22 protein-coding genes are annotated in these 26,134 nt (G+C 47.9%); 3 read left to right on the plus strand and 19 right to left on the minus strand.

What is annotated here, in order from left to right:
- Window positions 1-17 precede the first annotated feature (17 nt).
- Window positions 18-1,547, minus strand: coding sequence for a glutamine-hydrolyzing GMP synthase (gene guaA / locus B147_RS0103680; RefSeq protein WP_026259503.1), 1,530 nt, complete (start codon window positions 1,545-1,547; stop codon window positions 18-20).
- Between the two features lie 149 nt (window positions 1,548-1,696).
- On the opposite strand from guaA, the gene efp reads away from it, so the two are divergent.
- Window positions 1,697-2,260: an elongation factor P gene (efp, locus tag B147_RS0103685; RefSeq protein ID WP_020585897.1), complete on the plus strand. Its 564-nt coding sequence runs from the start codon at window positions 1,697-1,699 to the stop codon at window positions 2,258-2,260.
- Window positions 2,261-2,362: 102 nt separating this feature from the next.
- Here the strand turns inward: efp and B147_RS0103690 are convergent, their stop codons facing one another.
- The 9 genes from B147_RS0103690 to B147_RS0103735 all read right to left on the minus strand — a co-directional run bounded on the left by B147_RS0103690 (window position 2,363) and on the right by B147_RS0103735 (window position 12,244).
- Window positions 2,363-2,851: a chemotaxis protein CheD gene (locus tag B147_RS0103690; RefSeq protein WP_020585898.1), complete on the minus strand. Its 489-nt coding sequence runs from the start codon at window positions 2,849-2,851 to the stop codon at window positions 2,363-2,365.
- A 144-nt stretch (window positions 2,852-2,995) separates the two neighbouring features.
- Window positions 2,996-3,736, minus strand: coding sequence for an NADH-quinone oxidoreductase subunit NuoB (gene nuoB / locus B147_RS0103695; protein WP_020585899.1), 741 nt, complete (start codon window positions 3,734-3,736; stop codon window positions 2,996-2,998).
- 18 nt (window positions 3,737-3,754) lie between these two features.
- A complete protein-coding gene (locus B147_RS0103700; protein ID WP_020585900.1) occupies window positions 3,755-5,269 on the minus strand; it encodes a hydrogenase large subunit in 1,515 nt (504 codons plus the stop codon).
- Window positions 5,266-6,690 carry a proton-conducting transporter transmembrane domain-containing protein gene (locus B147_RS0103705; RefSeq protein ID WP_020585901.1) on the minus strand — a complete coding sequence of 475 codons (1,425 nt, stop codon included), beginning with the start codon at window positions 6,688-6,690 and terminating at the stop codon, window positions 5,266-5,268. The genes B147_RS0103700 and B147_RS0103705 overlap by 4 nt, the downstream gene beginning before the upstream one ends.
- A gap of 3 nt (window positions 6,691-6,693) precedes the next feature.
- Window positions 6,694-7,338, minus strand: a complete 645-nt coding sequence (locus tag B147_RS0103710; RefSeq protein ID WP_020585902.1) for an NADH-quinone oxidoreductase subunit K — start codon at window positions 7,336-7,338, stop codon at window positions 6,694-6,696.
- Window positions 7,335-8,255 (minus strand): respiratory chain complex I subunit 1 family protein, encoded by a 921-nt coding sequence (locus tag B147_RS0103715; protein ID WP_020585903.1) that lies wholly within the window; start codon window positions 8,253-8,255, stop codon window positions 7,335-7,337. Before B147_RS0103715 ends, B147_RS0103710 begins: the two co-directional genes overlap by 4 nt.
- A gap of 41 nt (window positions 8,256-8,296) precedes the next feature.
- A complete protein-coding gene (locus B147_RS0103720) occupies window positions 8,297-10,255 on the minus strand; it encodes a proton-conducting transporter transmembrane domain-containing protein (protein ID WP_020585904.1) in 1,959 nt (652 codons plus the stop codon).
- Window positions 10,256-10,407: 152 nt separating this feature from the next.
- A complete protein-coding gene (locus B147_RS0103730; protein ID WP_020585906.1) occupies window positions 10,408-10,734 on the minus strand; it encodes a hypothetical protein in 327 nt (108 codons plus the stop codon).
- Window positions 10,735-10,831: 97 nt separating this feature from the next.
- Window positions 10,832-12,244 carry a transferase gene (locus tag B147_RS0103735; RefSeq protein WP_020585907.1) on the minus strand — a complete coding sequence of 471 codons (1,413 nt, stop codon included), beginning with the start codon at window positions 12,242-12,244 and terminating at the stop codon, window positions 10,832-10,834.
- A 302-nt stretch (window positions 12,245-12,546) separates the two neighbouring features.
- Between B147_RS0103735 and B147_RS0103740 the strand changes: the two genes are divergently transcribed.
- A complete protein-coding gene (locus B147_RS0103740; RefSeq protein WP_020585908.1) occupies window positions 12,547-14,493 on the plus strand; it encodes a molybdopterin-containing oxidoreductase family protein in 1,947 nt (648 codons plus the stop codon).
- A 41-nt stretch (window positions 14,494-14,534) separates the two neighbouring features.
- Here the strand turns inward: B147_RS0103740 and B147_RS0103745 are convergent, their stop codons facing one another.
- The 7 genes from B147_RS0103745 to B147_RS0103775 form a co-directional block, all read right to left on the minus strand.
- Window positions 14,535-15,986, minus strand: a complete 1,452-nt coding sequence (locus B147_RS0103745; RefSeq protein ID WP_020585909.1) for a TrkH family potassium uptake protein — start codon at window positions 15,984-15,986, stop codon at window positions 14,535-14,537.
- Window positions 15,986-17,350: a Trk system potassium transporter TrkA gene (gene trkA / locus B147_RS0103750; protein WP_020585910.1), complete on the minus strand. Its 1,365-nt coding sequence runs from the start codon at window positions 17,348-17,350 to the stop codon at window positions 15,986-15,988. Before trkA ends, B147_RS0103745 begins: the two co-directional genes overlap by 1 nt.
- Window positions 17,351-17,527: 177 nt before the next feature.
- Complete coding sequence (locus B147_RS0103755) at window positions 17,528-18,997, minus strand: SLC13 family permease (RefSeq protein ID WP_020585911.1); 1,470 nt, start codon at window positions 18,995-18,997, stop codon at window positions 17,528-17,530.
- A 109-nt stretch (window positions 18,998-19,106) separates the two neighbouring features.
- A complete protein-coding gene (locus B147_RS0103760) occupies window positions 19,107-20,006 on the minus strand; it encodes a BON domain-containing protein (RefSeq protein ID WP_245568917.1) in 900 nt (299 codons plus the stop codon).
- A 255-nt stretch (window positions 20,007-20,261) separates the two neighbouring features.
- Window positions 20,262-20,624: a NifB/NifX family molybdenum-iron cluster-binding protein gene (locus B147_RS0103765; protein ID WP_020585913.1), complete on the minus strand. Its 363-nt coding sequence runs from the start codon at window positions 20,622-20,624 to the stop codon at window positions 20,262-20,264.
- Between the two features lie 4 nt (window positions 20,625-20,628).
- Window positions 20,629-22,050, minus strand: a complete 1,422-nt coding sequence (locus tag B147_RS0103770; protein WP_020585914.1) for a sigma-54 interaction domain-containing protein — start codon at window positions 22,048-22,050, stop codon at window positions 20,629-20,631.
- Between the two features lie 19 nt (window positions 22,051-22,069).
- Window positions 22,070-24,067 (minus strand): peptidase U32 family protein, encoded by a 1,998-nt coding sequence (locus tag B147_RS0103775; protein WP_020585915.1) that lies wholly within the window; start codon window positions 24,065-24,067, stop codon window positions 22,070-22,072.
- A 176-nt stretch (window positions 24,068-24,243) separates the two neighbouring features.
- On the opposite strand from B147_RS0103775, the gene B147_RS0103780 reads away from it, so the two are divergent.
- Window positions 24,244-24,567, plus strand: coding sequence for a cupin domain-containing protein (locus B147_RS0103780; RefSeq protein ID WP_020585916.1), 324 nt, complete (start codon window positions 24,244-24,246; stop codon window positions 24,565-24,567).
- Between the two features lie 57 nt (window positions 24,568-24,624).
- Here B147_RS0103780 and B147_RS27305 read toward each other — a convergent pair whose 3' ends face one another.
- A complete protein-coding gene (locus B147_RS27305) occupies window positions 24,625-25,221 on the minus strand; it encodes an Ada metal-binding domain-containing protein (protein WP_020585917.1) in 597 nt (198 codons plus the stop codon).
- 313 nt (window positions 25,222-25,534) lie between these two features.
- Window positions 25,535-25,804: a Nif11-like leader peptide family natural product precursor gene (locus B147_RS0103795; protein WP_020585919.1), complete on the minus strand. Its 270-nt coding sequence runs from the start codon at window positions 25,802-25,804 to the stop codon at window positions 25,535-25,537.
- Window positions 25,805-26,134 lie beyond the last annotated feature (330 nt).

Raw genomic sequence — 26,134 nt, forward strand, 5'->3', positions numbered from 1 at the left:
TTCATGTTTGTTGGTTGTTATTCCCATTCAATGGTGCCGGGTGGTTTTGAGGTGATGTCAAAGACCACGCGGTTAACCTTGTCCACTTCATTGATGATGCGGTTGGAAATTTTTCCCAGAAGATCATGGGGCAGTTTGGCCCAGTCCGCAGTCATGGCATCATTGGATGTGACCGCACGGATGGCCACACAATTGGCAAAGGTGCGCTTGTCACCCATAACTCCAACACTTTTTACCGGCAAGAGCACGGCAAAGGATTGCCATAGTTTCCGATAAAGGCCGGCCTGTTTGATTTCCTGGATAAGAATGTCATCGGCCTTACGAAGAATATCCAAGCGCTCTTGGGTAATGTCCCCCAGGATGCGGATGGCAAGCCCGGGGCCCGGGAAGGGTTGGCGCCAGATAAGATTCTCGTTTATACCCAATTCCAGTCCAAGTTTTCTGACCTCATCCTTGAACAGCAGCTGCAACGGTTCAATGAGTTTTAAGTTCATCTCTTCGGGCAACCCCCCGACATTGTGGTGGGATTTGATGACCGAAGTGGGGCCGCCAAAAGCAGATTTGGATTCAATGATATCCGGATACAACGTGCCCTGGCCAAGGAATTGGGCATCCTCAACCTTTTTGGCCTCGGCATCAAAAACATCAATGAAAAGCTTACCGATGATTTTTCTCTTCTTTTCAGGGTCCGTCACCCCGGCCAGCGCGGTTAAAAACTTTTCCTGGGCATCAACAAACTTGATGTTCATATCTAAATTGGCCAGCAGACTGACCTCAAGCTGCTCTTTCTCGTTCAGTCGTAAAAGCCCGTTGTCCACAAAAATGCAATGCAGATTTTTTCCCACGGCTTTATGGATCAGGGTGGCGGCCACAGAAGAGTCCACCCCGCCGGAAAGGCCCATGATTACTTTTTTGTCTCCAACCGCATCCTTGATTTGGGCAATGGCACCTTCACTAAAGGATTTCATGGTCCAGTTCTGATCGCATCCGCACACATCAAAAAGAAAATGGCGGATCATGGTTGCCCCGTTAATGGAGTGCTCCACTTCCGGGTGGAACTGCAGGCCGAAAAGCTTTCTTGAATAATTTGCAATGGCCGCAATGGGGGTGTTGTCGGTCTGCGCCGTAATTTCAAACCCTTTAGGCAGGGCTTTTGCAGAATCGCCATGGCTCATCCAGCACTGGAAGCTGTCATCCATCTCCTTGAACAGTGGATTGCCCGGATTAATCCGCAGTTCGGCAAAGCCGTACTCCTTTTTACCGGCTTGTTCAATGGTACCCCCAAGGGTATGTACCATATAGTGCATGCCGTAGCAGATGCCGAGAATTGGTACGCCCAGGTCAAAAATGCCGGCGTCGATGGTCGGGCTGTTCTCTTCATAAATGGATGACGGCCCCCCGGAAAGAATGATACCTGTGGGGGAAAGTTCCTTTAATTTATCAAGGGGGATGTCTGCCGGTTCCACCTGGCAGTATACATTATTTTCCCTGACACGCCTGGCAATGAGCTGGTTAAACTGGGATCCGAAGTCGATAACAATGATCATGGTATTTCCTGCAATGATAAGATTTAAATCGGCAAATTTTCCTATAAACATGAAAAAATTGCAAGTTGTTTTTGGTCTGAACTTGCCAAGAATGAAGGATTATGCTTTATTGGGTTCGCTTTTAATATTTTTAATTTTAAGGAGATTGGATGTATTTAGCCAGTGATTTGAGAAAAGGGCTTAAACTGGATATTGACGGTGATCCCCATGTGATTGTCGGTTTTGAGTTTAAAAAGCCGGGCAAGGGGCAGTCCCTGTATAAATGCAAACTTAAGAATATGATCACAGGTTCCCAGTTTGAACGTACCTACCGTTCCGGTGACAAATTTGAAAAGGCGGACCTGGAAGAGACGGATATGGAGTACCTCTATTCAGACCGGGATGGCTGGTGGTTTATGAATTCCACAACGTACGATCAGATCATGCTGACTAAGGAACAGATCGGAGAGAACGTAGACCTTCTCAAGGAGAATACCGTTTGCACCGTGCTCCTGCATAACCAGAATCCCATTGGCGTCACACTTCCCAATTTTGTGGTCCTGCGGGTTACGGCCACCGAACCCTGGGCCAAGGGCGATACTGCCACGGGCGATACCAAGCCGGCCACGGTTGAAACCGGTTTTGAGGTTCAGGTGCCTCCTTTTGTGAATGAAGATCAATTGATTAAAATTGATACCCGTACCCGGGAATACGTTGAGCGGGCCAGCGAATAATTACCAAAGGCAAAACTGGTAAAAAGTTTTTAAGAAAAAACCTGGCCCCCCCAGGGCCAGGTAAGCGTGCAGGGGGGGGGGATATGGCTCAGATTTTACTTGCTATCTTGTTTTTTCGTAGGGGTACCAATCATCTGAACGCAAATTATCGACCTTGAGGACCGCAATTTCGTTTGAACGGGTGTGAAACACCAGCTTTCTTCCTTTTTCTCCACCGACATCTTCACTGGCCAACAAAATGGAATACTTCATGAGGTCTTTCTTTGCCTGGTTTATGTTTTCTCGTCCAATATCCCTGTTGGCGTGTTCCCTGTTCCATGCACCCCCAAAAATCTGGGCTTCAAGATGCTTTTTTTTTGACCCTTGGGAAAACAACATGCGCAGGAAACAATAGATGGCAACATTTCCATAGCAGGGCGTGGTTTTTCCTTTATCTGTTATTAACGGATATTGGAAATGGCACATACCACCGCACGCCCGTTTCCGGTCATATATACAAACACATACTGCAGACCCGACCACAGCTGAAACAACAGACGGTTCTTGGGGTACATAAACAAATCCGGGATTGAGAAAATAATTTTCCAACACAAATTCGCCACCCTTCCTGCTAAAACCTTTCGTGGATGCCTGTCTTTTTTGGATTCAGAATATTTTTAGTGTGACATATATCATTTAACATAACTGATAATGCATACCATGGTGCTATGGCTATATTCGATCTATTCCTCCCAATTATTTAAAAAAAGAAAGCAGTGCGTGAAGGTTGGTCATGGGATGGGGCGGGCATCCCGGGATAAACAGGTCCACCGGCAGGATTTTGTCCAGGCCTTCGGTTATTTCCGGGCTTCCGGTGAACGGACCGCCGCTGATGGTGCAGGAGCCCACGGCAATGACAACCTTGGGAGCCGGCGTGGCCTCATAGGTTTGAAGCAGGGCAGTTTTCATGTTTTTGGATATGGGACCTGTCACCACAATCCCGTCGGCATGACGGGGAGACGCCACAAAATTGATACCAAACCTGGCCAGGTCAAAAAATGGCGTGGCCAAAACATTAAGGTCAGCTTCACAGGCATTACATCCGGCTGCCGACACCTGGCGCAGTTGCAGGGAGCGACCGAACAGTTTTTTAAAATGTTGCTTACTGTGCTCGGCCAGGGCCGGAAGATCGCCTGAGGTTATCAGATCTGCTCGTTCGGACGTGGCAATTTCATAATCATTGGTGAACTGGATCAGTCCGTTGGAGTTGTTTTCGCAAGTCCCGCAAAATACGCACCGGCCCATGTCAATCTTTTGAATCTGCACATCTATGGCGTCCTGGGGGCAGGATGCGGCACAGGTTTCAAGGGTTTCCTTCGAAATATTATCCTGGATAACGGGTCTGCCTCTGTAGCGGGGAAATACCTTGACCTTTTCTTCGGGATACCGGTTGGTCCGGTAACCTTGTTCGAATCTGTTTTTGAGTACACTGAGCATATGATGTTCTCCGCTTTTCTAAAGATCAAATCCGCAATAGGATAGGTTAAAACTCTTGTTGTTCAAGGGAAAGTCCGATATCCCGGTATCTCTAAGCGCCATGGCCAGCCCGTTCCAGTTGTGAAAGGAAGGATCCTTGATTTTGTACCTTAGGATTTTTCCATTTTCATCGGTCAGGACGGCATGGCTGACTTCCCCCCGCCAAGCCTCGTTCAGGGCCACGGAAAAACTTGAAGCCGGCAAGTCATCAGCTATCCCTTCGTTTACACACTGGGTTTCCACGGGGATGGCGGCCAGGGATTCAACAATTTGAAGGGATTGAAGGATCTCGTCATACCTGACCCGGGCCCTGGCATATACGTCACCCGTGGCTTTTTTATTTTTTTGTATGCCGATGTGCGGGTAGTGTTCCGTTGGGAAACACCGTCTTACGTCGTAGGCCATTCCGCTGGCCCGGCCGGCCGGGCCCACCAGCCCGAGATGATCGGCATCTTCATGGCTCACTGCCCCGCATCTCTCAAACCGGGCCCGGACGGTGACGGCGTTGAAGAGAAGTTCCAATACATGTGTCACTTCGGGCCGAAGCTCTGCCAGGCGTTCGTTGAGCACTTTTCTGACATCATTGGCCAGGGAAAACCGGACCCCTCCGGGCCGGACCAGGCCCTTGCCGAATCGGTTACCGCAAATCAAGAGGGAGAGGTTAAGGAAATCTCCTCTGATCCTGCCAAAATAGTTGGCCGGCGGTAGAAAGGCAACATCACCGCTAAGCGCCCCGAGATCACCGATGTGGTTGGCCAGACGTTCCAGTTCCAGAGCAATGGTCCGGATGACCCGGGCTCCCTGATCCGGTTCAACTCCGGTCAGTGCCTCCAGGTTCTGGGCCATGCACAGGCTGTGGCCGATGGTCGTATCGCCTGCAATGTTTTCAGCAAGGATGGGAAGCCGTTTGGCCGGAACTTCCAGAAGCTGTTTTTCAATGCCCCGGTGCTGGTATCCCAGTTGGATTTCCAGGTGCAGGACCCGCTCTCCGATACAGTTGAACCTGAAATGGCCCGGTTCGATTACCCCGGCATGGACCGGTCCCACAGCCACCTCATGGATTTCCTCGCCCTCTACCTGGTAATACTTATAATTTCCAGGGATGTCCTGGGAATAGTCATTGCCGAACACATCCGCTGCCCCGTCGGCGTAATTGGGATGGTATCGGACCATTTTCAGCCAGGGATGGCCCTGGGGGCGGATACCAAACTGCTCTGCCATTTCCCGCTCAAACAGGTGAAAGGGTTCGCAGATTCTGGTGAATGACGGATAGGGGTCCGGTACATCACAGCCGGCCACAAAAAGTTTGTCGGTCCGCAATACTGCCAAAAATTTTAAACGATCCTTGTCCGGGTAGGCAAAATAGTGGACAACTTTTCCTCCGTTGGTCACCATGTCCAGGGCCTGGCTTCGGAATTCATCAAAAGAAAGATGGGGAATGGCATCCCGGGAGACTTTCTGGGCGTTTGAAATCTGTAAAAAAGCGTTGCTCATCTAAGTCCTCCGCCAATAGCTGTTATCGCATCGGATATGGTTTGATTCAATGAATCCGGAATAAAGAAACACAAGACCAATGAGGTTAAAAGTAACAGATACTGGGGCCAGACCATGCTGATGGTTTCTTTCATTTTGATAACGGTGTCCGTTTCATCAAAGCTGATTTTCATGACCTGGTTGGCAAAGCCTGCAAAAATGACGCACAGGCTCAGGATAAAAACGGTGACGGCAACATGGAATCCGGCCTTAAATGCTGCGACCACAATGCAGAATTCCCCGATGAAAATACCAAAGGGAGGGAATCCTGCAATTCCGGCAAATCCCGCAAAAAAGGCCACAAAGGTCCGGGGCATTCCCTTGACCAGGTTCCCGGTATTTTTGATCAGCCGGTCCCCATATCCCAACAGAATGTTGCCCGAGGAGAGAAATAAAGAGGACTTGATCAGGCTGTGGTGGAGCATACAAATGACCGCACCGTATACCCCCAAGCCACCCACACCGGTCCCGAATGCAATGATGCCCATATTTTCAATACTGGAATAAGCCAGCATTCGTTTGTATTCGTTCTGTTTGAGGATGAAGGTGGCTGCGGCCAGAATGGACAGCAGGCCGAACACCATGAGAATCCCGCCGGAAAAGTCCTGGAGCCCTGCGGCCACCATAATCTTATTGGTTTTAAAAATTCCCAGATAAGCGCAGTTGAGCAGGACCCCTGACAAGAGAGCCGATGCAGGACTTGGGGCCTCACTGTGGGCATCGGGCAGCCAGGTGTGCATGGGTGCAAGCCCCATTTTTGTACCGTATCCCACCAGGATAAAGACGAATCCGGCCTTGAGCCACAAGGGATCCAGGGTCTTGGCCGCCCCGGCCAGGGCGGAAAAAGAGGTCGGCATGTCTGCATTTCCCTGGCCCATGGAAAAGGCCACCAGAACAGACCCCAAAAGGGCCATGGCAATGCCCACCGAACAGATGACCACATATTTCCAGGTTGCCTCAAGGGAGGCAGCGGAGCGATGGGTGTTAATCAGGGGAGCGCTTGCCAGGGTGGTGGCCTCAATGGCGATCCACAAGACCATGATATGGTCGGACAGGGTGACCATGGTCATGGTGGCCAAGAACACCAGCATGGAACCGGTAAAAAGGCTCTCGGACCGTATCTGACTTTCTTTGAGAAAGCCCACGGTGTAAATGGAGATCAAAAAGAAGAGCAGGGAGATCACCAGCAGGGAAAGCATGCCTTCGGGTGTCACTGCAAAATATTGATCGAAAACTGCCTGGGGCTTATCTCTCCACAGCATAAACGAAAGCGTCAGGTGAACCGCTCCGGTCAGCACCAGCAGGAACCGGCCAATACTTTTTGGCAGGAAAAATGCTACAAGACCGGCAACAAAAGGGGTCAGAAATACTATTTCAACCATACCCTAATCCTTTAACGTTCTGAGCAACGCCGTATCCACGTCGTCAAAGGTCTGTTTTATATTTCGGAGGATCACGGCCATGATCATAACTCCGGCCAGAACGTCCAGCAAAATACCGAATTCAACAATATGGCGGGTGCTCACGGACAAGCCCGACCCGACCAGGTTAATCCCGTTTTCCATCATGATATAGCCGATGACCATGGCAATGGCGTTTCTTCGGGTCATGAGCAGAAACATTCCCGTTGCCAAAAGGGCAATGGCCGTAGGCTCCATGAGTTTAAATCCGCTCGCGGAACCGATAGCCAGGCGTCCGGACAGATAGGTGGCGCCGATAATCACCGCCAAACCACACAAAATGGAGGCGTGATACCCCACAATGGGTTCAACCACTCTTCGGATGGCTCCTTTTCGGATGGCCACAAAGATGCTCAAAGGGATAATGATCCCCCGGATGACCAGGGTGGTCAGGGTAAAAATCGTGCCGCCGGTACTCATATGATCACCGATGAAAAAGGGAATAATGGAAATCACGACTCCCTGGAACCCCACCAGTTTGATCAGCATCAGGACCCGGTCGGAGCCAAATGATAACAAAACCGACACCAGCACAAAGGATAGAATTATATCAACCGGATTGGACATCATTTTACAAACTCCAAGGTGATAATGGTTGCAAAAAAGGCCAGGGCAAAGGATGTCAGCACAAACTGGGGCACCTTGTCCATTCGGTACCTGGCAGTCACCGACTCTGTTATTCCCACGGCAATGTAGACGGCCAGAAGGCCGGCCAGATACATCACTATCGTAAATCCGAAAATAGCGGATTCAAAGGGAAGAATCATCTTTGAAATAATGGTGGAATAGAACATGAGTTTGCAGAAAGAGCCAAGTTCTATAAGCGCGAAATCCGGCCCGCTGTGATCCAGGACCATGACTTCATGGATCATGGTCAGTTCAAGGTGGGTGGCCGGATCATCCACCGGGACCCTGGAATTTTCAGTCAGAAGGATGATAAAAAACGAGATCACAATAAACACCAACGGTGCACCTGCCGAACCCCACATACTTTGGGTGTTGCTGCCGGCAAAGTACGCGGACAATTGCAGCTCTCCTGTAATCCGGTAAAAAAAGATCAGGATCATGAACATGGCTGCCTCGCAGATAATGGGGAAGTACGCTTCCCTGGCAGCGCCCATGCCTTCAAAGGGAGATGCCGTATCCATGGCTGCCGCAATGGTGAAGAACCGGCCAAGTCCCAGAATATACAGGACAAAAATCACATCTCCGTTAAAGGAGAACACAGGATTGTACCCCGCAATGGGCAGAAACATGAGAACCGTAATTGACGCGGCAAGGGAGATGACCGGACCCAGTTTAAACACAAAGGTGGTGCTGTTGCTGTAAACCGATCCCTTTTTAAGCAGTTTGATCAGGGTGTAGTAATTGATCAAAATGGGTGGTCCCTTTTTTCCCCCGAAAAATGCCTTGATTTTTAGGATCAGGCCCGAGAAAAACGGTGCTGCCAGAATGGCTGCAAGCCAGAGTAAAATGGATTGAATCATGAAATAGTCCTTAACGATTAGCCTTTAGCTGCCGGCTGTTTTCATATGAAGAACAACAGCAATATAATTGCCAGCAAAATATATCCGATATACAGATGAATATCCCCGTGCTGCATCCACCGAAGTTTGTCGAACAGGTAGAGAACAGGACGGACAACCGCATTGATCATGTGAAGCTCTGCAATGTCGTTGACATGGCTGTGGTAATGGGTCTTTAACGGGAACCGTCCTTTGATGGGCGGATGATCCTCGGTAAGCGGCGCCGCAGCACTGAAAAACTCCAGAATGGACCCCGCATAAGAAGAGCCCGTATACTGCATCTTAACCGTTGGTTGGGTAAAGCCGCAGCCCCATGTTCCGGATGCTGTGACGGTTTTATTCTTGTAGTAAATTGACCGGATGCCCATGATAATCAGGACCAGGACAAAGAACAGCAGGGCCGCAAAGGTGATGTTGCCGGTGATTTGACCAAAGGGTTCAACGGGAACCTGGCCGTAGTCAAGGCCTAATGCCTGCACGGCCTTTAAAGCCATATTGATGAACACCTTGGGGTATACGCCGATGATCATGCAGGCTGCGGCGAGTATCCCCATGGGAATCATCATGGCCACGCCGTGTTCTTTGGCATTTTCTGCGGCTTGGGTCCGGGGTTCTCCCTGGAAAACCACCCCCACCACCTTAGTAAAACAGGCCAGGGCCAGCCCGCCGATAACGGCCAGGCTGATAATTGCAAACACACTCATGGCAAAGCTGACAGACCCAACAGGGATGGCTTTGAAACTGCCCATATAGATGAAGAATTCACTGACAAATCCATTAAAGGGCGGCAGGCCGCAAATGGCCAGAGATGCAATGATAAATGTGGTGCCGGTAATTTTCATACCCTTAAGCAGTCCGCCTAATGCGTCAATGGACCGGGTGCCGGTCTGGTGCAGCACCATGCCGGCTCCCATGAACAGCAGGGATTTAAATATGGAGTGGTTGAGAACGTGCAGAATACCGCCGGCAAATCCAAGGACAGCGACCAAGGGATTGCCCGTTGCTGCCCCAATCATCCCGATGCCTAAACCGATGAGAATGATTCCGATATTCTCCACACTGTGATAGGCTAAAAGCCGCTTGATATCGTGTTGGCCCAGGGCATAAACCACCCCCAGAATCCCGGAGACCACGCCGGCAATCAAGGTGATATACCCGAAAACAGGGGTGTGAAAATTTAAGATTGCGTAGATTCGCAGTATCCCGTAGATGCCCGTCTTGATCATCACCCCGGACATCACCGCTGAGATATGGCTGGGGGCGGCAGGATGGGCATGGGGCAGCCAGACATGAAAAGGAAACACACCGGCTTTGGAGCCGAATCCGATAAAGGCAAACACAAAGATCAATATTTTTACTGCTTCGGGTATATCGGCCATGGAGGCAAAGTCAAAGCTTCCGGTATGGCCGTAAATCAGCCCAAATGCGGCAAGAACAAACATGGCGCCTATATGGGTAAAGACAAAGTAAAGGTAGCCGGCCTTTCTGTTTTCCCTCGATTCATGGCCGTAAATCACCAGAAAAAAGGAGGACAGGGACATAAATTCCCATGAAAGCATAAAGGTCAGGATATTAGCAGCAGTCACCACCAGGGCCATGGATGCGATCAGGATACTGAAAAAAAAGTAATTTACTCCGGTTTTAATGCCGGCATCGTCATTTTCCATGTAATGGAAGCTGTAAATGGCTGCCATCAGGGAGACGGCAAAGATGGCGGTCAGGAAAAAGGCGGAAAGGCCGTCAACATGAAAGGAGAGTGAAAACAGATCCAAATACTTGAAAGAGGCCCAAGCCTCGCCTGGATTTAAGAGCTTGCCTGCGGCATCAATCAGCCCTAAAAGAGATCCCCCGCTTAACAATAACACGGCAATACCTCTTGATAATGTCTTATGCTGGGCCAAAATAAGGGATAAAACACCGCCGAGCAGAATGATTAATGTGGAATTAAAAAATTGACACATACCTTCCCCAATTTATTTTCTATCGATTTGTAAATTCCTATCGTCAAATTTCCTGCCTAAAAAAGTCCCTGGTATGTACATACTGTTTTTTGGGTTTGTCAAGAAAATTGTAGCAGAATGAAATATGATCATCTCCATTTTTTTTAGATAGGTCATGCTGAGAATTCAATTCCATATTTGTAAAGACCGTTAGCACCCGCATCGGCTGATTGATATCGTTTTCCCCATCTGATGATACCTCTGTAATTTTTCTCCTTGATATGGGGTTGTATATTGGGGTCACAATTTTTCAGCTCAAGATAGATTAATTCCCCTAGAACTAATTTTTCATTGGTCATCAGAGACAGGCCGTTATCACAATAATCATTCATCTCTGCATAATAGCTATTGTGCTTATTTTGATAATCCATACGGTAAAGATTCATCGGCAACTTATATATATATCTTCGAACACTTCTTTTTTCCGAGGCGTGGTCCATAAGCAACAAGTCCTTATGATTGTTTTTAGGGCTATGGAAATCTTATTTGTCTCCATAGCCCTTAGATATTTTGTATATGTGGTTTTTTGCGACGCCTTTAAGGCTTTATTCTTATGGATGGGTACAATCCCTTTCGTTCGCCTGTCCGGTAGGGCTGAATAATATTAAAGGAGATGTTTTGGTCATCCTGTGCGTGTCCTCTGTTTTGTCCGTTTTTAAATAATGCCCCGTTGTCCGAAAGGATTTTTCTTAACCGATCTTTGAATGATCCGATGAACACGGAACCTTTTCCTGAAAAGGTCATTTTCCCGATGGTCAGGGTCTCCCGGACTTCGGCTAACTCATCCAAAGATATGGTATGGGTGGCAAGGTCTTCCTGGGATTGGATATATCCCCATACCAAATGCTCGTTAGGAATCTGTATTGGCATACTTGGGTTGATGATGGTGTGGGGCATGACAATACAGCCTTCACCGATCTTAATTCGTTCGTTGGGTTTACCTTTTAAAAAGGAGTTGAACCCCACAAAACATTCCTGGCCGATATCGGCATGGATAATTTTGCCGCCATGGGCTGTAATGCAATTGCCTTCCAGGACGGAATCAATAATATAGGAATTTTCCTGTGCATTAGACCCATCTCCCATGGTTGCATTTTGAAGAAAGGATCTCTGGGCTACCAGGACGTTTTTACCAATACGGGTTTTTCCCTTGATCAAAGCATACCGGTTGATCGCAGAACTGTCCGGGGCTTCAAAGGGTTCTAAGTGCATGACCTCAAACAACCGTTCGAATTCCTGATCCCTCGATCTGACAAAATCGTAAATCACCCCCCGGGGCTGGTGGGAGTCACTCACCCCTACAAAATTGTCGAGGATGCTGTTTTTAAACTTGTATTTAAATTCAAAATGGGGGCTCTTGATCCAGACGGTTCCGGGATCAATTTTCCGATGAAAAAGTTCGCCAACCTGAACATAGGAAAACTCTCCCACGATACACGAATGCAGGTTCATTAGATCCACGGTGGCAAAGGGGCCTATAAAACAGCCTTCCAAGGTAGAGCCGTGGATGTTGGCGTAATGACCGGAAATGGTGTTTCGGATAATAAACTCTTCGGGACTTTCAGGGTTGTGGGAATTGCTGTGGACCAGGGTTTTATAAAGCAGGCTGTCCAGAATGGAAATCATTTCATCCTCAACCAGGGGAATATTTTTGGCTGATTTTATGCAGTCGCCCCTTCTTTTAAGTTCATCTCCCCTGACATCGCTTTTATAAATGGCGGACCGTCCCACATGGCATTTCCCTAAAAAATAACTGCCTGCGATATTGGAGTTTTTAAAATGAAAATAAATGGGATGGCGGGAGGTAATGCCGTAAAAAGCGTAGAATTTGAGCATGTTCTCATGATCAAGCGCATGGTTGACAAAGGGCTCTGTGTCAAACGCGAACTCTTCTAAATTAACGTTTACACGGCTGATAATTCGGTCGCTGAGTTGCTGTAACTGGCTCATTTTTCATCCTGTCTTTGAAATTGTTATTTTCAGGATTTCCCTAATTATAAGCGAAAATCCAGGGTTTTGCCCTTTAAGGGGCATGTCTGTAATTCAATTTACAATCCTTGATGATAAAACAGTTTAAAACAGTTTAAAACAAAGAAACCCATACCATAGAAACCATCCAGTGACAATATTTGAGACGGTTATTAACAACTTGCCTTGCATTCAATATTGTTTTACAACCCATTCTAAAAGGAGAACAACATGCGCAGACCGGATGTTCACTGTCATTTGTTCAACACAGCAAAGGCGTTAATATGAGCGACATCAAAAAAATCATCACCACCTGCACCCGGGATTGCCCTAACACCTGCGGGCTTGAAGCCACGGTCGAAGATGGCCGTTTGGTTCGTCTGACAGGATCAAAAAATCATCCGCTTACCCGGGGGCTGGCCTGTCACAAGACATCAAAATACATAGATAGGATTTACAGCAAGGAACGGATCACAAAACCCATGAGGCGTGGCGCGTCAGGCTGGCGGGAGATCTCCTGGGATGAGGCCTTGGATGTCATCGCCGAAAAAATGAAAACAATCCGTGATGATGATGGACCCGAAGCAATTCTCTACTATCAAGGGTATGGTGAACGAACCGCGCTTAAACTGCTCAACAAGTATTTCTTCAATTTGTTCGGAGGTGTCACTACCCTGCATGGGTCACTGTGCGGAGGCACCGGCCAGGCATCCCAGAACCTGGACTTGGGCAACCGTATTTCCCATGACCCCCTGGACCATTACAACTCCAAGGCCATGATTCTCTGGGCCAGGAATCCTGCAACCACACAGATCGGACTGGTTCCCATCATCAACGATATAAAGAAAAAGGGCGGCCGGATCATTACCATTGATCCCTTCCGCAACCGGAGTGCCGCCCTTTCCGATGTGCATATTGCCCCGGCCCCGAATATGGATGCATATCTGGCCATGGCCGCCGCAAAAATTTTGATCGACCGGGGTGCCCATGACATTGATTTCCTTTCGAATCATAGTGCAGGTTATGATGCATACAAAGCGATTCTCGATGGTTACAGCATAGATGAGCTGTGTTGCCGTGCCGGTGTATCCAAAGAAGATGTTGAGTACATCGCAGATACATTGATTACCTTCAAACCCACGTCGATTCTTTTGGGCTGGGGGCTTCACCGCCATAAAGACGCCCATTTCACCATCCGCGCTATTGATGCGTTAGGGGCTATTTCAGGAAATATAGGTGTGGAAGGCGGAGGGGTTAGCCAGGGATTTGAGGAATACGGCCCCTATGATCCGAAATGCTGGGGAGACTACCTTAATCCCAAGCGCCGGACGCTTTTGATGCCCTATGTGGGGCAAGAACTTTTAAACGCAGAAAATCCGCCGATTCGCATGGTCTACGTAACGGCGGCCAATCCGGTCTGTATGGCCCCGAATTCCGAACTGGTGGCCGAGGCATTGAAGCGCATGGAGTTGGTGGTTTACAGCGGCCACTTTTTGGATGACACCGCAGAACTGGCGGATGTGTTCCTGCCGGCCACCACCTTTCTTGAAGAATACGATGTAATGGCAAGTTTCGGCCACAACTATGTGGGCCCGGTCAACCCGGCCATCAAGCCTGTGGGAGACTGCCGAAGCGAATTTCAGATGTTCACGGAACTTGCCAAACGATTTTCCTTTAAAGACCAGTACTGCAAAGGCGCCGATCGGTGGTTGGCCGAAATCTGTGCGCCGGTCAAAGCCTGGGGCGGCGACTTGGGTGAACTGAGACACACCCCCTTTCGAATCCCGGAACCCATGGCGCCTTATTTTGATAAGGTTTTTCCCACCCCTTCGGGGAAATTCGAATTCATGACCCAATTCGATGGGGATCTCCTCAAAAACGATGATGAAAATTATCCGTATGCCCTGTTGAGTGTCGCTCCTTTCGATTATATCTGTTCCGAGCGAACCCTTGCAGATCATCCGCCATTGCCCAAGGTACGCCTGCACCCTGCTGAAGCTGAAAAATTAGGCCTTACGGATGGGCAACCCGTAATGGTTAAAAGTCACATAGGTAGCGTGAAAGCCTTGCTTTGCACCGATGCATCAACAAGGCGGGACTGCTTGATCACCGAACGTGGCGGGTGGATTAAAGCCGGCCATGGGTTGAACCGGCTCACAGCCGAAATGGTCAGCACAGTGGGGAACGGGACGCCATATTACGATACCCGGGTCACGCTCTGTAGTGTTTGAACAAAAATTTGGCAAATTTTAACCACAGGTATATCTTGCAACTATTGTTTCCAGAATTCGGGAACCAGAAGTATGATGACAGTATAAATTTCCAACCGTCCTGCCAGCATGCACCAGGACAGAAGCCATTTGCCTGCCTGGGGCAGGTGTGCAAAGTTTTCCGCCGGCCCCACTGTGCCGAAACCCGGTCCGATGTTGCCGATACACGAGGCCACAGCGCCTAACGAGGTCAACAGATCCACACCCAGTGAAGATAGAAGCGCCGTGGCCATGACAAAAATCAGGATATATAAGGCGATAAAACCCAGGATGGAGCGCAGCAGCTCTTCGGGAATCAGGGTGTTGTTCAGTTTGATGTGGCTGACGCTTCGAGGATGAATCAGCTTGAACAGTTCCCGGTAGCAGTATTTAATACAGACCATAATTCTGGCGCACTTCATTCCGCCGCCCGTGGAGCCTGCACTGGCACCCATGAACATACCAAAAAATAAAAGCACCTGGGATAAGCCCGGAAATAATTCATAGTCAGCCGTGGCATAGCCTGTGGTGGTCACAATGGAAACCACCTGGAATATGGCAAACCTGAAGGCTCTGGAGAAGCTGTCATACACCCCCCCCCAGGTGTCCAGTGTGATGATCAGGGTGCCCACAAGCACCGCGCACAAAAAGAATCGGCATTCAGCGTCTTTCCAGAACGCAAGACCATTGCCCCGCAATATCTGGTAGTGCAGAGAGAAATTGATACCCGCAAGCAGCATAAAGAAGGTAATTATATAATCAAAATAGGCAGAATCATAGTGGGCGATAGAGAGATTCTTAGGTGAAAAGCCGCCGGTGGGCAGTGTGGTCAGGGCGTGGCAGATCGATTCAAATAAAGTCATTCCCCCAAAATAAAGGAAAAGGATGAGTAGAAACGTCATACCTGCGTACACAATCCAAAGAATCTTGGCGGAATCTGATAACCGGGGGGTCAGTTTGTCGGGTACCGGACTTGGCACCTCTGCTTTATATAGCTGAATGCCGCCTACCCCTAAAAAAGGTAAGATAGCCAGGGAGAGAACGATGATGCCCATGCCACCCAGCCACTGGATCAGGCTTCGCCAGAACAAAAGACTTGGGGATGCCCCTTCAATGTTGCTCATCACCGAGGAGCCTGTGGTGGTGAATCCGGACACAGACTCAAAAAAAGCATCGGTAAAGTTGGAAAAATCCGGGGCCAGAAAAAAGGGCAGGGCACCGAAAAGGCCAATGCCAAGCCATCCTAATGCCACAACGGCAATGCCTTCTCTCTGGTTAATATAGTCATGGCTCCCGGCTTTTTTTGAAATGAAAATCATTGCCGCACCCATAATTGTGGTCACCGCCATGGCCATAAGGTGGCCTTGATGGGCCCCGTCCTTGAAAAACAGGCTGCAGCCCAGAGGCAGTATCATGGAAAGGCCGAGTACAAAAAGAAGGACGCCGATGATCCGTATGATAAATGGCCAGCGCATTAGAAAAAACCGAGCTTTACAGTGAGCATTTTTTCAAGTTTTTTTACTGCCGCCTGGATCGCAAATAGAATGATTCGGTCACCGGCCTGTACCTGGTTGTCACCCATGGGGATAATAATTTCGTCCTGGCGGATGATACAGACAAGCAGGGTGCCTTTAGGAAAAGAAATTTCTCTGATAGGTCCTTTGGTGATGGGCGAGGCTGCCAGTGCAACCGCTTCAATAAATTCTCCCTGTTCACCGAAAATGGAGATGTCCGAAATCACATTGCCCTGGCGTATATCCTGCAGGATTGAGGAAACAGCCGATACCCTGGGACTGACCACTTTTTCAATGCCGATGGTGGACAATAAAGGATAATAGCTTGCCTTACTGATGCGGGTGATGGTGTTGTCCACACCCATATTCTTTGCCAAAAGGGATACAAGAATATTGGTTTCATCGTCATTGGTCACCGAGACCACCGCATCCATTTGACTGATATTTTCTTCCATGAACAGCTTTTGGTCTCCACCGTCACCATGGAGCACCACGGTTTTTCCCATTTGCATGGACAGGTCATTGCACCGCTCCATGTTGGACTCAATGATCTTAACCTGAATATCGTCTTTCTCAAGGGAGCGGCTCAGTTGGGCGCCGATGCGACCGCCGCCTACGATAAGCACCTTTTTAACCGGCCTGACCGTAATCCCCAGAAAGCCCAGGGTCTTTTCAAGCTTTTTGGTGTCGCATACAAAATAGATCAGATCCCCTGCCATGGGTTTATCTTTGCCCCTGGGCACAATGACTTTATTGTTTTGGATTATGGCGGCAATCAGAGGCCGTTCATGACCAAAAACATGATGAAAATCAGCCAGTTCCATCCCTGCGATGGGAGATGTTTCAGAAAGCCGCATACCCACATATTTGACTCGGCCGTTAACAAATTCCCCCTTGTCCACGGCACCGGGAATAGTCATCAGTTTTTTAATGGTTTTGACAACCTCGGCTTCGGGGTTGATGATGTTGTTAATGTGCGGTGGATCGTTTTTTAAGCTGGTATGGAAAGGTATAAATCCTTCATTGCGCAGGCGAACCAATTTTCTGGTCATCGGCGAGATCTGGTTGGCAATCAGGCAGGATACAATATTGATTTCATCACTGTCTGTGACGGCCAAAAGGATATCCGCTCCCAAAATCCCCGCCTCCCGAAGGGTATCAGGGTTGCTGCCTGATCCTGTTACGACCTTGACATCCAGGTCTTCAGCAATTTTTCTGGTGGCATGTGCGTTCACATCAACCACCACGACATTCTTGCTTTCAAGGGCCAACCGGCCGGCAATGTTATACCCTACGCCCCCGGCACCGATTATCACTATTTTCAAATGAAAACTCCTGGTTCAATATCACGAATATGGAATGGCTTATCATTGGGGCGTTTTTTACTATATTTGGCGGGTGGCTGTCAATATGGGTAGCTCTGGTAACGGTAACGCCCCAGCTCATCAGGGAAAATGAACCGGGGCGTTGAATTGTTTTTTCAGACTATAATAATTGCTTTTCTACATTGTTGTGATGGGCATCCCCATGAGTTTCCACATGAATATGGACAATGCGACAACCACCATGAGGATGATAGAAGCCGGAATGCCGTACATGAAAAATTCACCCGTGGTAAACTGTTTGGAGTCGTAGGCAATGGCGTTGGGGGCTGCCCCCACCAGTAAAAGGAACGGCATGCCCGCAGTGACAAGGGAAGCAAACAGGATCACTTCAGGTGCCACATGCAGATAGGGAGCAATAACCAATGCCACGGGCAGGGATATGGCAATGGCTGCCACGTTCATGATGAAGTTGGTCATGATCATGACAAAAAATGCAATGCTTAAAATGAACACAAAGTAGTTGGCTTTCTGGAACATGGTCAGCCAGTTGATGGCAAGCCATTCTGCCGCCCCTGTTTCCCACAGGCAGAAACCGATACTCATGGCACCGCCAAACAGAAGGATGATATTCCAGGGAATCGTTTCAAGATCTTTGATGTCAAGAATATTGAATATAAAGAATAAAACCGTTGCCACAAGCATGATTGCATTTTTATCCAGTTTGGATATGGCAGGGATAAACTGTTTTGCAGACATGATGGCGATGGCGGTAAAAATGATGGTTGCTGCCAGGATTTCCTGCTTTGTGATGCCGCCCATGGCCTTTTCCAGCATTTTTGCTTTTTCTTTAATGCCGGGAATGGTTTTTTTCTCAGGCTTGCACACAATCATGAAAAAGCCCCAGAGAAGAAAAGTTACACCCCAGCCCACAGGAAACATGTAATAGGTCAACTCGAAAAATGAGACCTCCCGTCCAACGATGTCCTTGAAAAAACCAATGGCAACTGCACCCCGGGCGGCACCCAACAGCGTGATAATGGAGCCGGCACCTGCCACAAATGCCATGCCGATGAACAGTCCCTTGCCGAATTTGGTGGGGCCGGGCTCATCTGTATACATCCCATAAATGGTCATCAAGAGTGGAAACATGGTGGCTGCCACAGCAGTATGGGCCATAATATGGGTCAATAGTGCGGTGACCACAAAACAGCCCAGGTAAATCATACTTGTTTTTTCCCCCACAATGGCCAGCATCTTGTAGGCCAGGCGTTTGGTCAAACCCGTTTTTGTGAACACCATACCGATGACAAGGGATCCGAAAATAAACAAAACAGAAGGGGTCATGAAGTCCTTCAAGGCTTCTTTGGCTGTACGGACCGCAAAAAGAACCTGCAACGCGCCCAATGCAAGACTGGTCACGCCGATGGGCACCACTTCAAACACCCACCAGGTGCCGGCCAGAAGAAAGATGGCAAGCGCACCTTTACCTTGGGCGCTCAATATAAAATGTTTTCCGGTTGGATCCACAGCGTCGGGCCATGCCGGAGAAAAATTGACGATAGCGAACAGGGTCAGGCCGATTAGAATAAATAGGATTCTTTTCCAGTCCAGTTGTGTTTTTGCTGCATCTGTGCTTCCAGTTGTCATTTGGGTCCCTCTCTCCTTTGGGTTAATGAATCATTGTTTCATTTAGATTTAGTTTATTATTGGTATTTGTTTCATTTTTCAACGTTTTGTTTGATCAAGGGTGTTTTATTTAGGTTTTCCGTTTAAATGGGGCAGTCAAATTTAAATTGCGCACGATACCGCCCTTATAGAAATTCGGGCCTATCTTCGTTTTAACTGATTCCACGCCGGGTACTGCCCGGGCAATATCCACAATCTCCTTTTGGGCCCGGGCAAGATTCATCACTTTTCTGTCCAGTGTAACCATCACATGGCCGGAATCCGATTCAACAATCAGGTGGTGTCCAAGGCCGGCTAAAGCTGCCTCAACCCTGGAACTGATGTTAAAATCAACAGCATGCATGTTTTTATTGGCATTTTCCATTGAACTTTCGATATCAGGTCGTATTTTTTCAAGGGTCTGGCTGACTGCTTCCCGGGTTATGTCATGTGTCGCCGCATCAATTTTGCTCCATTCCAGAACCATATCGTGCCGCGCAGAATCCCACAGGGAGTCTAAGTTTAGCTGGGCCGCAAATCGTTGGTCCCTTTGGTCGGATCGGGCGATGGCAGTGGCGGCGGCCTGGTTGGACAATTGGTATAGGCTCATGGCCCTTTGCCTGCGGATCCGCATGGGGGTTGCCGACATGATTCTGTAAATGCCGGAAACAGATGCGGGAATCAGGTGGGATAATACACCTGAAAAAAGGCAGGGGCCGTTTAAGATATTTTGGGATATCTGTACCTTCAGTGCGGCCAGGCATTTTTTTCTGTCGTGGGTAAAATTGTCAAACGGGATTTGTCTACACTGGATGGACCTGAAAAGAAGGTCTGTTTTCAGGTTATGGGCCTGGGCGGTCTGTTTAACCAGTACCGGGTCTTCATATACAGTACACTGATATAAGCCAGATAATGCGTCGATGAATCGGTGAGGGGAGGCGTATATGCCGCATGTGATGGCAATCAGGGTCATGTTCTCTAATCTGCTCAACCAGGTTTCAGGTTATATGAAAGAACTGAATTAACCGATTCGTTTCTTTCATGATTTGTTTGGCCCAATCTCGGTGAAAGATCAGGTCGGCCATGGCCGTTATTAATTAAAATCAGGAACACAATCAGCAAGGAGTGTGCCATGTTTTGTATTTTATTTGAAAACAGATGGTTATGATTTTAGGAGAAAAGAAAAAATCGAAAATAAAACAATATGAAACAAAATGAAAAACACATTTTGAAACGATTTAAGACGTTAAATTAAGATGCCTTCAACCATGCGAGTGAAAAGGATGTCACCCGGATTCAAGGTCTGGGTCTGCCACCGCTCAAAGGCGTGGGTCCAAGCACCAGATACCCCGTCAAAGACCTTAATCTTTTTCCATTTGAGAAATTCATAATATTCATCTTCAATGGCACCGCAGATTAGTGTATTGATCTCCTGGGTCAGGAGGGTATGACACAGTTCATCCGAGGATGACCTGGGCAGCACAATGATTTTTTTATCCTGAATCTCACAAGAACTGGTGGTCGTCAGAATGATGACTTCAGTGGTCAGATCAAACCTGGGTACAATTTCTTCGCCGAATATTGGGATGGCTATTTTATGCAGTGTCATAATTCTACTCTATTTTGTACTCCTTGATTTTCCGCCACAGCGTGCTGCGACTCATGCCAAGGATTTGTGCCGCTTTATTTTTTTTACCCCGGGCAGTCTTCAGCGCGTCCATAATCATCTGCCGCTGAAGCGAGGACCAGGTTTGCCCGGTTTCCTTTTGTTGCGAAGGAACAGAACCCGACGGCTGTTCCGATTGGTTTTGGGGACTCTGTGCTGCTGCCGGTATATTTGAACCCCTTTGCACGGGTTCATGATCCAGGATATAGGCCGGCAGGTTATCTGCTTCGATTCTGGTCCCTTGGGCCACATTTACCGCATACTCCATGATATTTTTCAGTTCCCTGATATTTCCCTCATAGGTGTAATCCAATAAAACAGACAGGGCCGGTTCAGAAAACCCATTGATTTTTTTATTCTGTTTTTTTGTGTAATGGTTCAGGAAATGGTCAAGGAGAAGACGGATGTCCGCACCCCGTTCCCGTAAGGGGGGCAGATGCACCCTGGCTACATTCAGACGGAACAGCAGATCTTTTCTGAATTTACCAATGGACACCATATATTCCAGGTCACGGTGTGTGGCGGCAATAATTCTTACATTGGCATTGAATCCCTTGGTGGCACCTAATGGATAAATAATCCTGTCATCAAGAAATGTGAGCAGTTTAACCTGCAGCGGCAGGGGCAGATCGCCGATTTCCGTTAGGAAAATAGTGCCGTTGTGTGCCAACTTGAACCGGCCGGGTTTGTTTTCCACAGCGCCGGTGAACGCCCCTTTCATGTGACCGAAAATTTCGGATTCCAAAAGGGTCGCGGGCAGGGCACCGCAGTTGATTTTAATAAAGGGCCCGCCTGCGCGCCCTGATGTCTGGTGTACGGCTTCTGCCACAAGATCTTTGCCCGTGCCTGTTTCCCCGGTGATCAAGATGGATGCATCACTTTGGGCAAGCATGGGAAGGGTTTGAAAGATGATTTCCATTTTCCGGCTTCGGCCGATGATATTGGCAAAACTGTAGGCCACGTTCTTTTCAGGGTCATTGGTGGCGCTGCTTCTCAAGTCCTCGATGGTTTCCATATATCCTGTGAAATGTCCCTGGGCATCCGTGATTTGTGCGGTGGTAATGCGTACCGGCAGCTTCTGGCGGTCTGTATTGATAATATCGCTGGTGCAGGATATGGACCGGTTTTTTCGGTGGGTGGCAAGGACCGGGCAGTTAAGGATGCATGCAGAACTGCGCAGGACATTTTTGCAGGGAATACCCCTGGCCATATCCAGGGAAAATCCTGTCAGTGCCTGGAAGAACCGGTTCAGGTGGACCACTCGCAAATCCTTGTCCATCACCAGGATACCCAGGGGAATTTCATCCAGAATATGGGCAAAATCCAGAGGTGATCGCATTAATTGATGAATCTCAGGAAATAATTGCATCCTCGAATATTTTCCTTTTTTAAAGCAGTTTTAAGTCCCAGTTCCAGGTGCCTGGACGCGGCTTCATCCGGATGCCCTTGGGTATATTTTCAAACAGGTTGACGAGCATGACAAACCCCGCTTTTTTTAGTTCTCCTGTTTTGGATGACAGGTCCAGGTACCAGTTGGGAAAGGTGTGGTAGGTTGCATTGAACTTGCTGGTCCAGGCGACTTCCCCCATGGGACTGGTAAAGCCTTTGCCTATGTTCAGGTCCGGGGCGGCAATTCTTGATATGGCCATGGGCCAGTTAGCCCGGCAGACGGCGCCTAAAGGCAAACAGCTGGATCCCGGCAAGGACAAAAGGGTTTGGCTATCCAGTTCCGGACTGACGATGGCCCCTGAAAAGCCTTGGTTCTTAAGCATTTCCACTGCAAGGCAGTTGGTGATATTGCAAAAGGGCCCTGCCCAGAGATTGAGTCTTTGGGGGGTATCAAACAGAGTGATCTGCCAGGGCGAATTGAGTACAAAGTTTTTTGCCCCTTTTTTTAACGCAGTTTTTATATAGTTTTGACAGATCTTTTCCTCTTCGGGGAAGAGCACGGGGTCCAGCCATAACCATGCCCGGGCCGGGGCCTTTATTCCATAGCTGTTTGCAGAGATCCAAAGCCCTGTGTCCTTGTGTGTTTTTAAATTGGATGGGTTTCTTCTGAAAACATCCATTTCATATATATCTGCCCCCTTTCTTTTTCGATGGCCACCTGTCTGGCCAAATGATTTTATTTTATCGGCTGTCTTATTATGGGAGACGGACTGGTTTGAAGGTCTGATCGTCACCTTGGAAATTTCATCAAGTTCGGCACCAAGGCTTGATAATTGCGCTTCCAGTTCACGCCCTTTGCGGTCAATCATGAAAACAGCAGTGCCTTTGTTTATAAGTCTGCCTTTTTTAGCGGCTAAAAAATATTTGCCTTTCTTTGGGATAGCCCGGGTCACTTTTTGGATTTGGTGAAAGGTATCTTCTTCATATCCGATGCGTAAAAGATCCCCCGGTACTAGGGCCTCCCTTGAAATAAAATATGGACTCTCAGGGTTCTTTATCCGGCCTAAAAAAAGGCCGGATCCGGTATCAGACGAATGATCCAGAGGATTTGACACCCGATGGGATAAAAGGTTGTAATGGCTGCCTTGCCTTCCTAATGCATAGTCTAAAAAAGAGAGGGCCTGTTTTTTTTGTTCCGGCGCATCCCGGAGCAGTTTATAAGCCATCACGGTGTAGTAAACATAGTGGGGGCTTTTTTTCCGGCCTTCAATTTTCCATGTACTGATATTGGGGATCTCTTTGAGCACCTTGACCAGCACATCCGCTGATAAATCCATGCATGAGAAGTATCGGGCCTTTTTTCCATTTTGTTCATACAGCCGCCGGCAGGGTTGAACGCAACGCCCCCGCAAGGCACTTTTTCCGCCAAACCAGGAACTCCAGTAACACCGGCCTGACACGGAGTAACAAAGTGCACCATGAATAAAGACCTCTATGTCCATGGTTCCGGGAGCAGCTGCTGCCATGGTCCTGATGTCATCAAGACTATATTCCCTGGGCAGCACTACCCGGGAAAACCCCAGTTTTTGAGCCGCCTCAAGCCCGGCGGGATGGGTGCAGTTGCCCAGGGTAGACAGATGAAGTTTTCCTTTGAACCCTGCCTGTCCGGCAAGGCCGGCCATGGCAATATCCTGGATAATCAGAGCATCGATATCCGCATATCGGGTGAGCTTGTCAAGAATACGAAGTACCTTGTCGGTTTCTGATTCTTTGATAATAGAGTTAAAGGCAACATACACTTTGATCCCTTTTGAATGGGCAAGCTTGGTCAATCTTGCCAGTTCTTCAATGGAAAAATTGCCGGCTTCCATGCGGGCTGAAAATATTTTAAGGCCACAGTAAATTGCGTCTGCACCAGCCGCTATTGCAGCAAGAAACGAGTGCATATCTCCGGCTGGTGCCAGAATTATGGGTGATTTTGATGGTTGGTCGGTCATAGGTCCTTCATGTCCAGGTATTGGGTAAATAGTTTTTCATATTGCAATTTTAGGCAATAATGTCAAAATAGCATTTTTTGTTGTAAAAAGCAGGGCTGGTGAACATTCAAAAGGGCTGGTGAACATTCAAAGAGACCCATTTTAAAAGATAATAGCAAAACAGTTAAGGAGAACACATGTTTGCAGTTCATGATGAAAACGGTTATTCCGAGCCCGTGGAAGGCATTGAGATGAAAACTTTGGTGTATGGGGAGAAGACGCTTTTGGTTCGGTTTAAATTGACCAAAGGAGCTTTGCTGCCATCCCACACCCATCCCCACGAGCAGACCGGATATCTTGTTTCCGGCCGCATCAATCTTTACATCGGGGATAAATGCCGCAATGCCGGCCCCGGAGATGCCTGGTGTATTGAGTCCGGGGTCGAGCATCGTGCTGAAATCCTGGAAGACAGCATTGCCATTGAGGTTTTTTCACCGGTACGGGAAGATTACCTGCCCTGAAACCTGATGAATATAAATCCATAGACTTTTTGCCGGCGCTAAAATGAAAACAAGCGTTTAAATGTCGGGCATACAGACTTTACAGGGCTTGTAGCCCTGGGCTTCAGCCGCTTCTTTTGTCGCAAAATCCATGCTGCAGTTTTTGCCGCTTGAAAAATTACACTCCACAGTGTGGAAAACCAGGGTTTCAATATTTCCCTTAAATTGAACGCGTTCAGCTGCCGGTTCTTCCGCTTCGGGTTCTGAGGGGTCAACAGCCTGCTGGGGTTCCGTCAAGGGGCTTTCCGCTTCTTTCTGTGTTTCCGGTTCCGGCTGCTCATCCGGCTCGTCCTTGACCGCTTCTTCCGGTTTCTCGATGGGTTTCGGTTCCGGTTCGATCTCTTGTTTGGCCAGGACGGTTTCACTTTCTTTTTTTTGTTTTTCGGCGTTTTTTTCTATTCTTTCAGCACCAAGTTGTATCTCTGGTTCAACCGTTGTGACACTGTCATTTGATTGCTTGAGTTCTTCAATGCCAAGATATACTGCAATGGCACCACCAAGGATCATCAATACAGGAATCACTCCTGCCAAAAAAATTAAAAAGTTAAAAAAAGTGAACGCAAAAACAGGTACACCAACGAGTAGTACCAAAGCACCGATGATAAATTTTTTCATACATCCGCTCCATAGAGTGTCTAATCAGCATTAATAAGNATCAGGATTTTAAGCCCCCACGGCCGTATGCTACCCTTTTTAGGGCGAAATTTGTTGCATTGTCAAGGAAATGGCGTAAAAATTGACAATTATTAGCATTTAAATGACTCATTTTTCCTGAAGCGGCCTTTGCCGGGGGCGGGGGCAGAGTATATTGAAAGAAAAAGAGCCATGTATAGACACCGTTGTTTTCAAATTCCCGGCTTAGTCGTATGGTTTTAAATGATCTGCCTTCCACCGAAAGATGTGATCCATTGACCACGCAGCTTTGTACTTAGGGCGATGTAACACCAGGATCAGGACTTCGGTACAGCATGATCCACCACATCCTAAACGCCATCAATGCGTCGGCATCTTCCTGGTGTTGGCATTTAAAGAGAGTTAAGGAATATCCCTCTTCAAACTCTTCCGGGGTAAAAATTAAATCATTTTTATCCAGAATTTCCTGTCGTGCCTGATGGGTCTCTGCTTTTACTAGCTTTCTTCTAAGATCATCGTCCTGTTGTCCTTGCCTGATAAAGTTAATGGCATTTTGAATTGTCATCTTATTCTCCTAAAGGATTTATAATGTTAATTTTTATATGCAAATAAAACGCCAAAACAATGATGATGGGTGAATATCCTTCAGACCTGTTTGAAAACAGGGTTGCAGGGTTATATTCCGGTGTAATAAAAAAGAAATGAGTAAAACCGGAAAGAAATTTGAAAATACCATAAAGGTTGTTCTTAATGACAAAATTGAAAGATTGAAAACGATTTTGTAAGAGTTGAAAAAGGATTGGTAAATTATTCTAAGGTCATTTAATATATCAATGTATCATTGTCCGCAGCAGAAGATTCGGTGAAAATTACTTTTATGGTTTTCTAATGTTTC

Origin of the sequence: Desulfobacter curvatus DSM 3379 (assembly GCF_000373985.1) — a bacterium.
Lineage (GTDB): Bacteria > Desulfobacterota > Desulfobacteria > Desulfobacterales > Desulfobacteraceae > Desulfobacter > Desulfobacter curvatus.

Coding starts and splice junctions, on each gene's coding strand:
- B147_RS0103755 (WP_020585911.1), bottom strand. CDS start 18,997: ATGACAACTGGAAGCACAGATGCAGCAAAAACACAACTGGACTGGAAA.
- guaA (WP_026259503.1), bottom strand. CDS start 1,547: ATGATCATTGTTATCGACTTCGGATCCCAGTTTAACCAGCTCATTGCC.
- B147_RS0103795 (WP_020585919.1), bottom strand. CDS start 25,804: ATGACAATTCAAAATGCCATTAACTTTATCAGGCAAGGACAACAGGAC.
- B147_RS0103710 (WP_020585902.1), bottom strand. CDS start 7,338: ATGATGTCCAATCCGGTTGATATAATTCTATCCTTTGTGCTGGTGTCG.
- nuoB (WP_020585899.1), bottom strand. CDS start 3,736: ATGCTCAGTGTACTCAAAAACAGATTCGAACAAGGTTACCGGACCAAC.
- B147_RS0103705 (WP_020585901.1), bottom strand. CDS start 6,690: ATGGTTGAAATAGTATTTCTGACCCCTTTTGTTGCCGGTCTTGTAGCA.
- B147_RS0103780 (WP_020585916.1), top strand. CDS start 24,244: ATGTTTGCAGTTCATGATGAAAACGGTTATTCCGAGCCCGTGGAAGGC.
- B147_RS0103745 (WP_020585909.1), bottom strand. CDS start 15,986: ATGCGCTGGCCATTTATCATACGGATCATCGGCGTCCTTCTTTTTGTA.
- B147_RS0103775 (WP_020585915.1), bottom strand. CDS start 24,067: ATGACCGACCAACCATCAAAATCACCCATAATTCTGGCACCAGCCGGA.
- B147_RS0103735 (WP_020585907.1), bottom strand. CDS start 12,244: ATGAGCCAGTTACAGCAACTCAGCGACCGAATTATCAGCCGTGTAAAC.
- B147_RS0103720 (WP_020585904.1), bottom strand. CDS start 10,255: ATGTGTCAATTTTTTAATTCCACATTAATCATTCTGCTCGGCGGTGTT.
- B147_RS0103700 (WP_020585900.1), bottom strand. CDS start 5,269: ATGAGCAACGCTTTTTTACAGATTTCAAACGCCCAGAAAGTCTCCCGG.
- efp (WP_020585897.1), top strand. CDS start 1,697: ATGTATTTAGCCAGTGATTTGAGAAAAGGGCTTAAACTGGATATTGAC.
- B147_RS0103730 (WP_020585906.1), bottom strand. CDS start 10,734: ATGGACCACGCCTCGGAAAAAAGAAGTGTTCGAAGATATATATATAAG.
- B147_RS0103770 (WP_020585914.1), bottom strand. CDS start 22,050: ATGCAATTATTTCCTGAGATTCATCAATTAATGCGATCACCTCTGGAT.
- B147_RS0103715 (WP_020585903.1), bottom strand. CDS start 8,255: ATGATTCAATCCATTTTACTCTGGCTTGCAGCCATTCTGGCAGCACCG.
- B147_RS0103740 (WP_020585908.1), top strand. CDS start 12,547: ATGAGCGACATCAAAAAAATCATCACCACCTGCACCCGGGATTGCCCT.
- B147_RS0103765 (WP_020585913.1), bottom strand. CDS start 20,624: ATGACACTGCATAAAATAGCCATCCCAATATTCGGCGAAGAAATTGTA.
- B147_RS27305 (WP_020585917.1), bottom strand. CDS start 25,221: ATGAAAAAATTTATCATCGGTGCTTTGGTACTACTCGTTGGTGTACCT.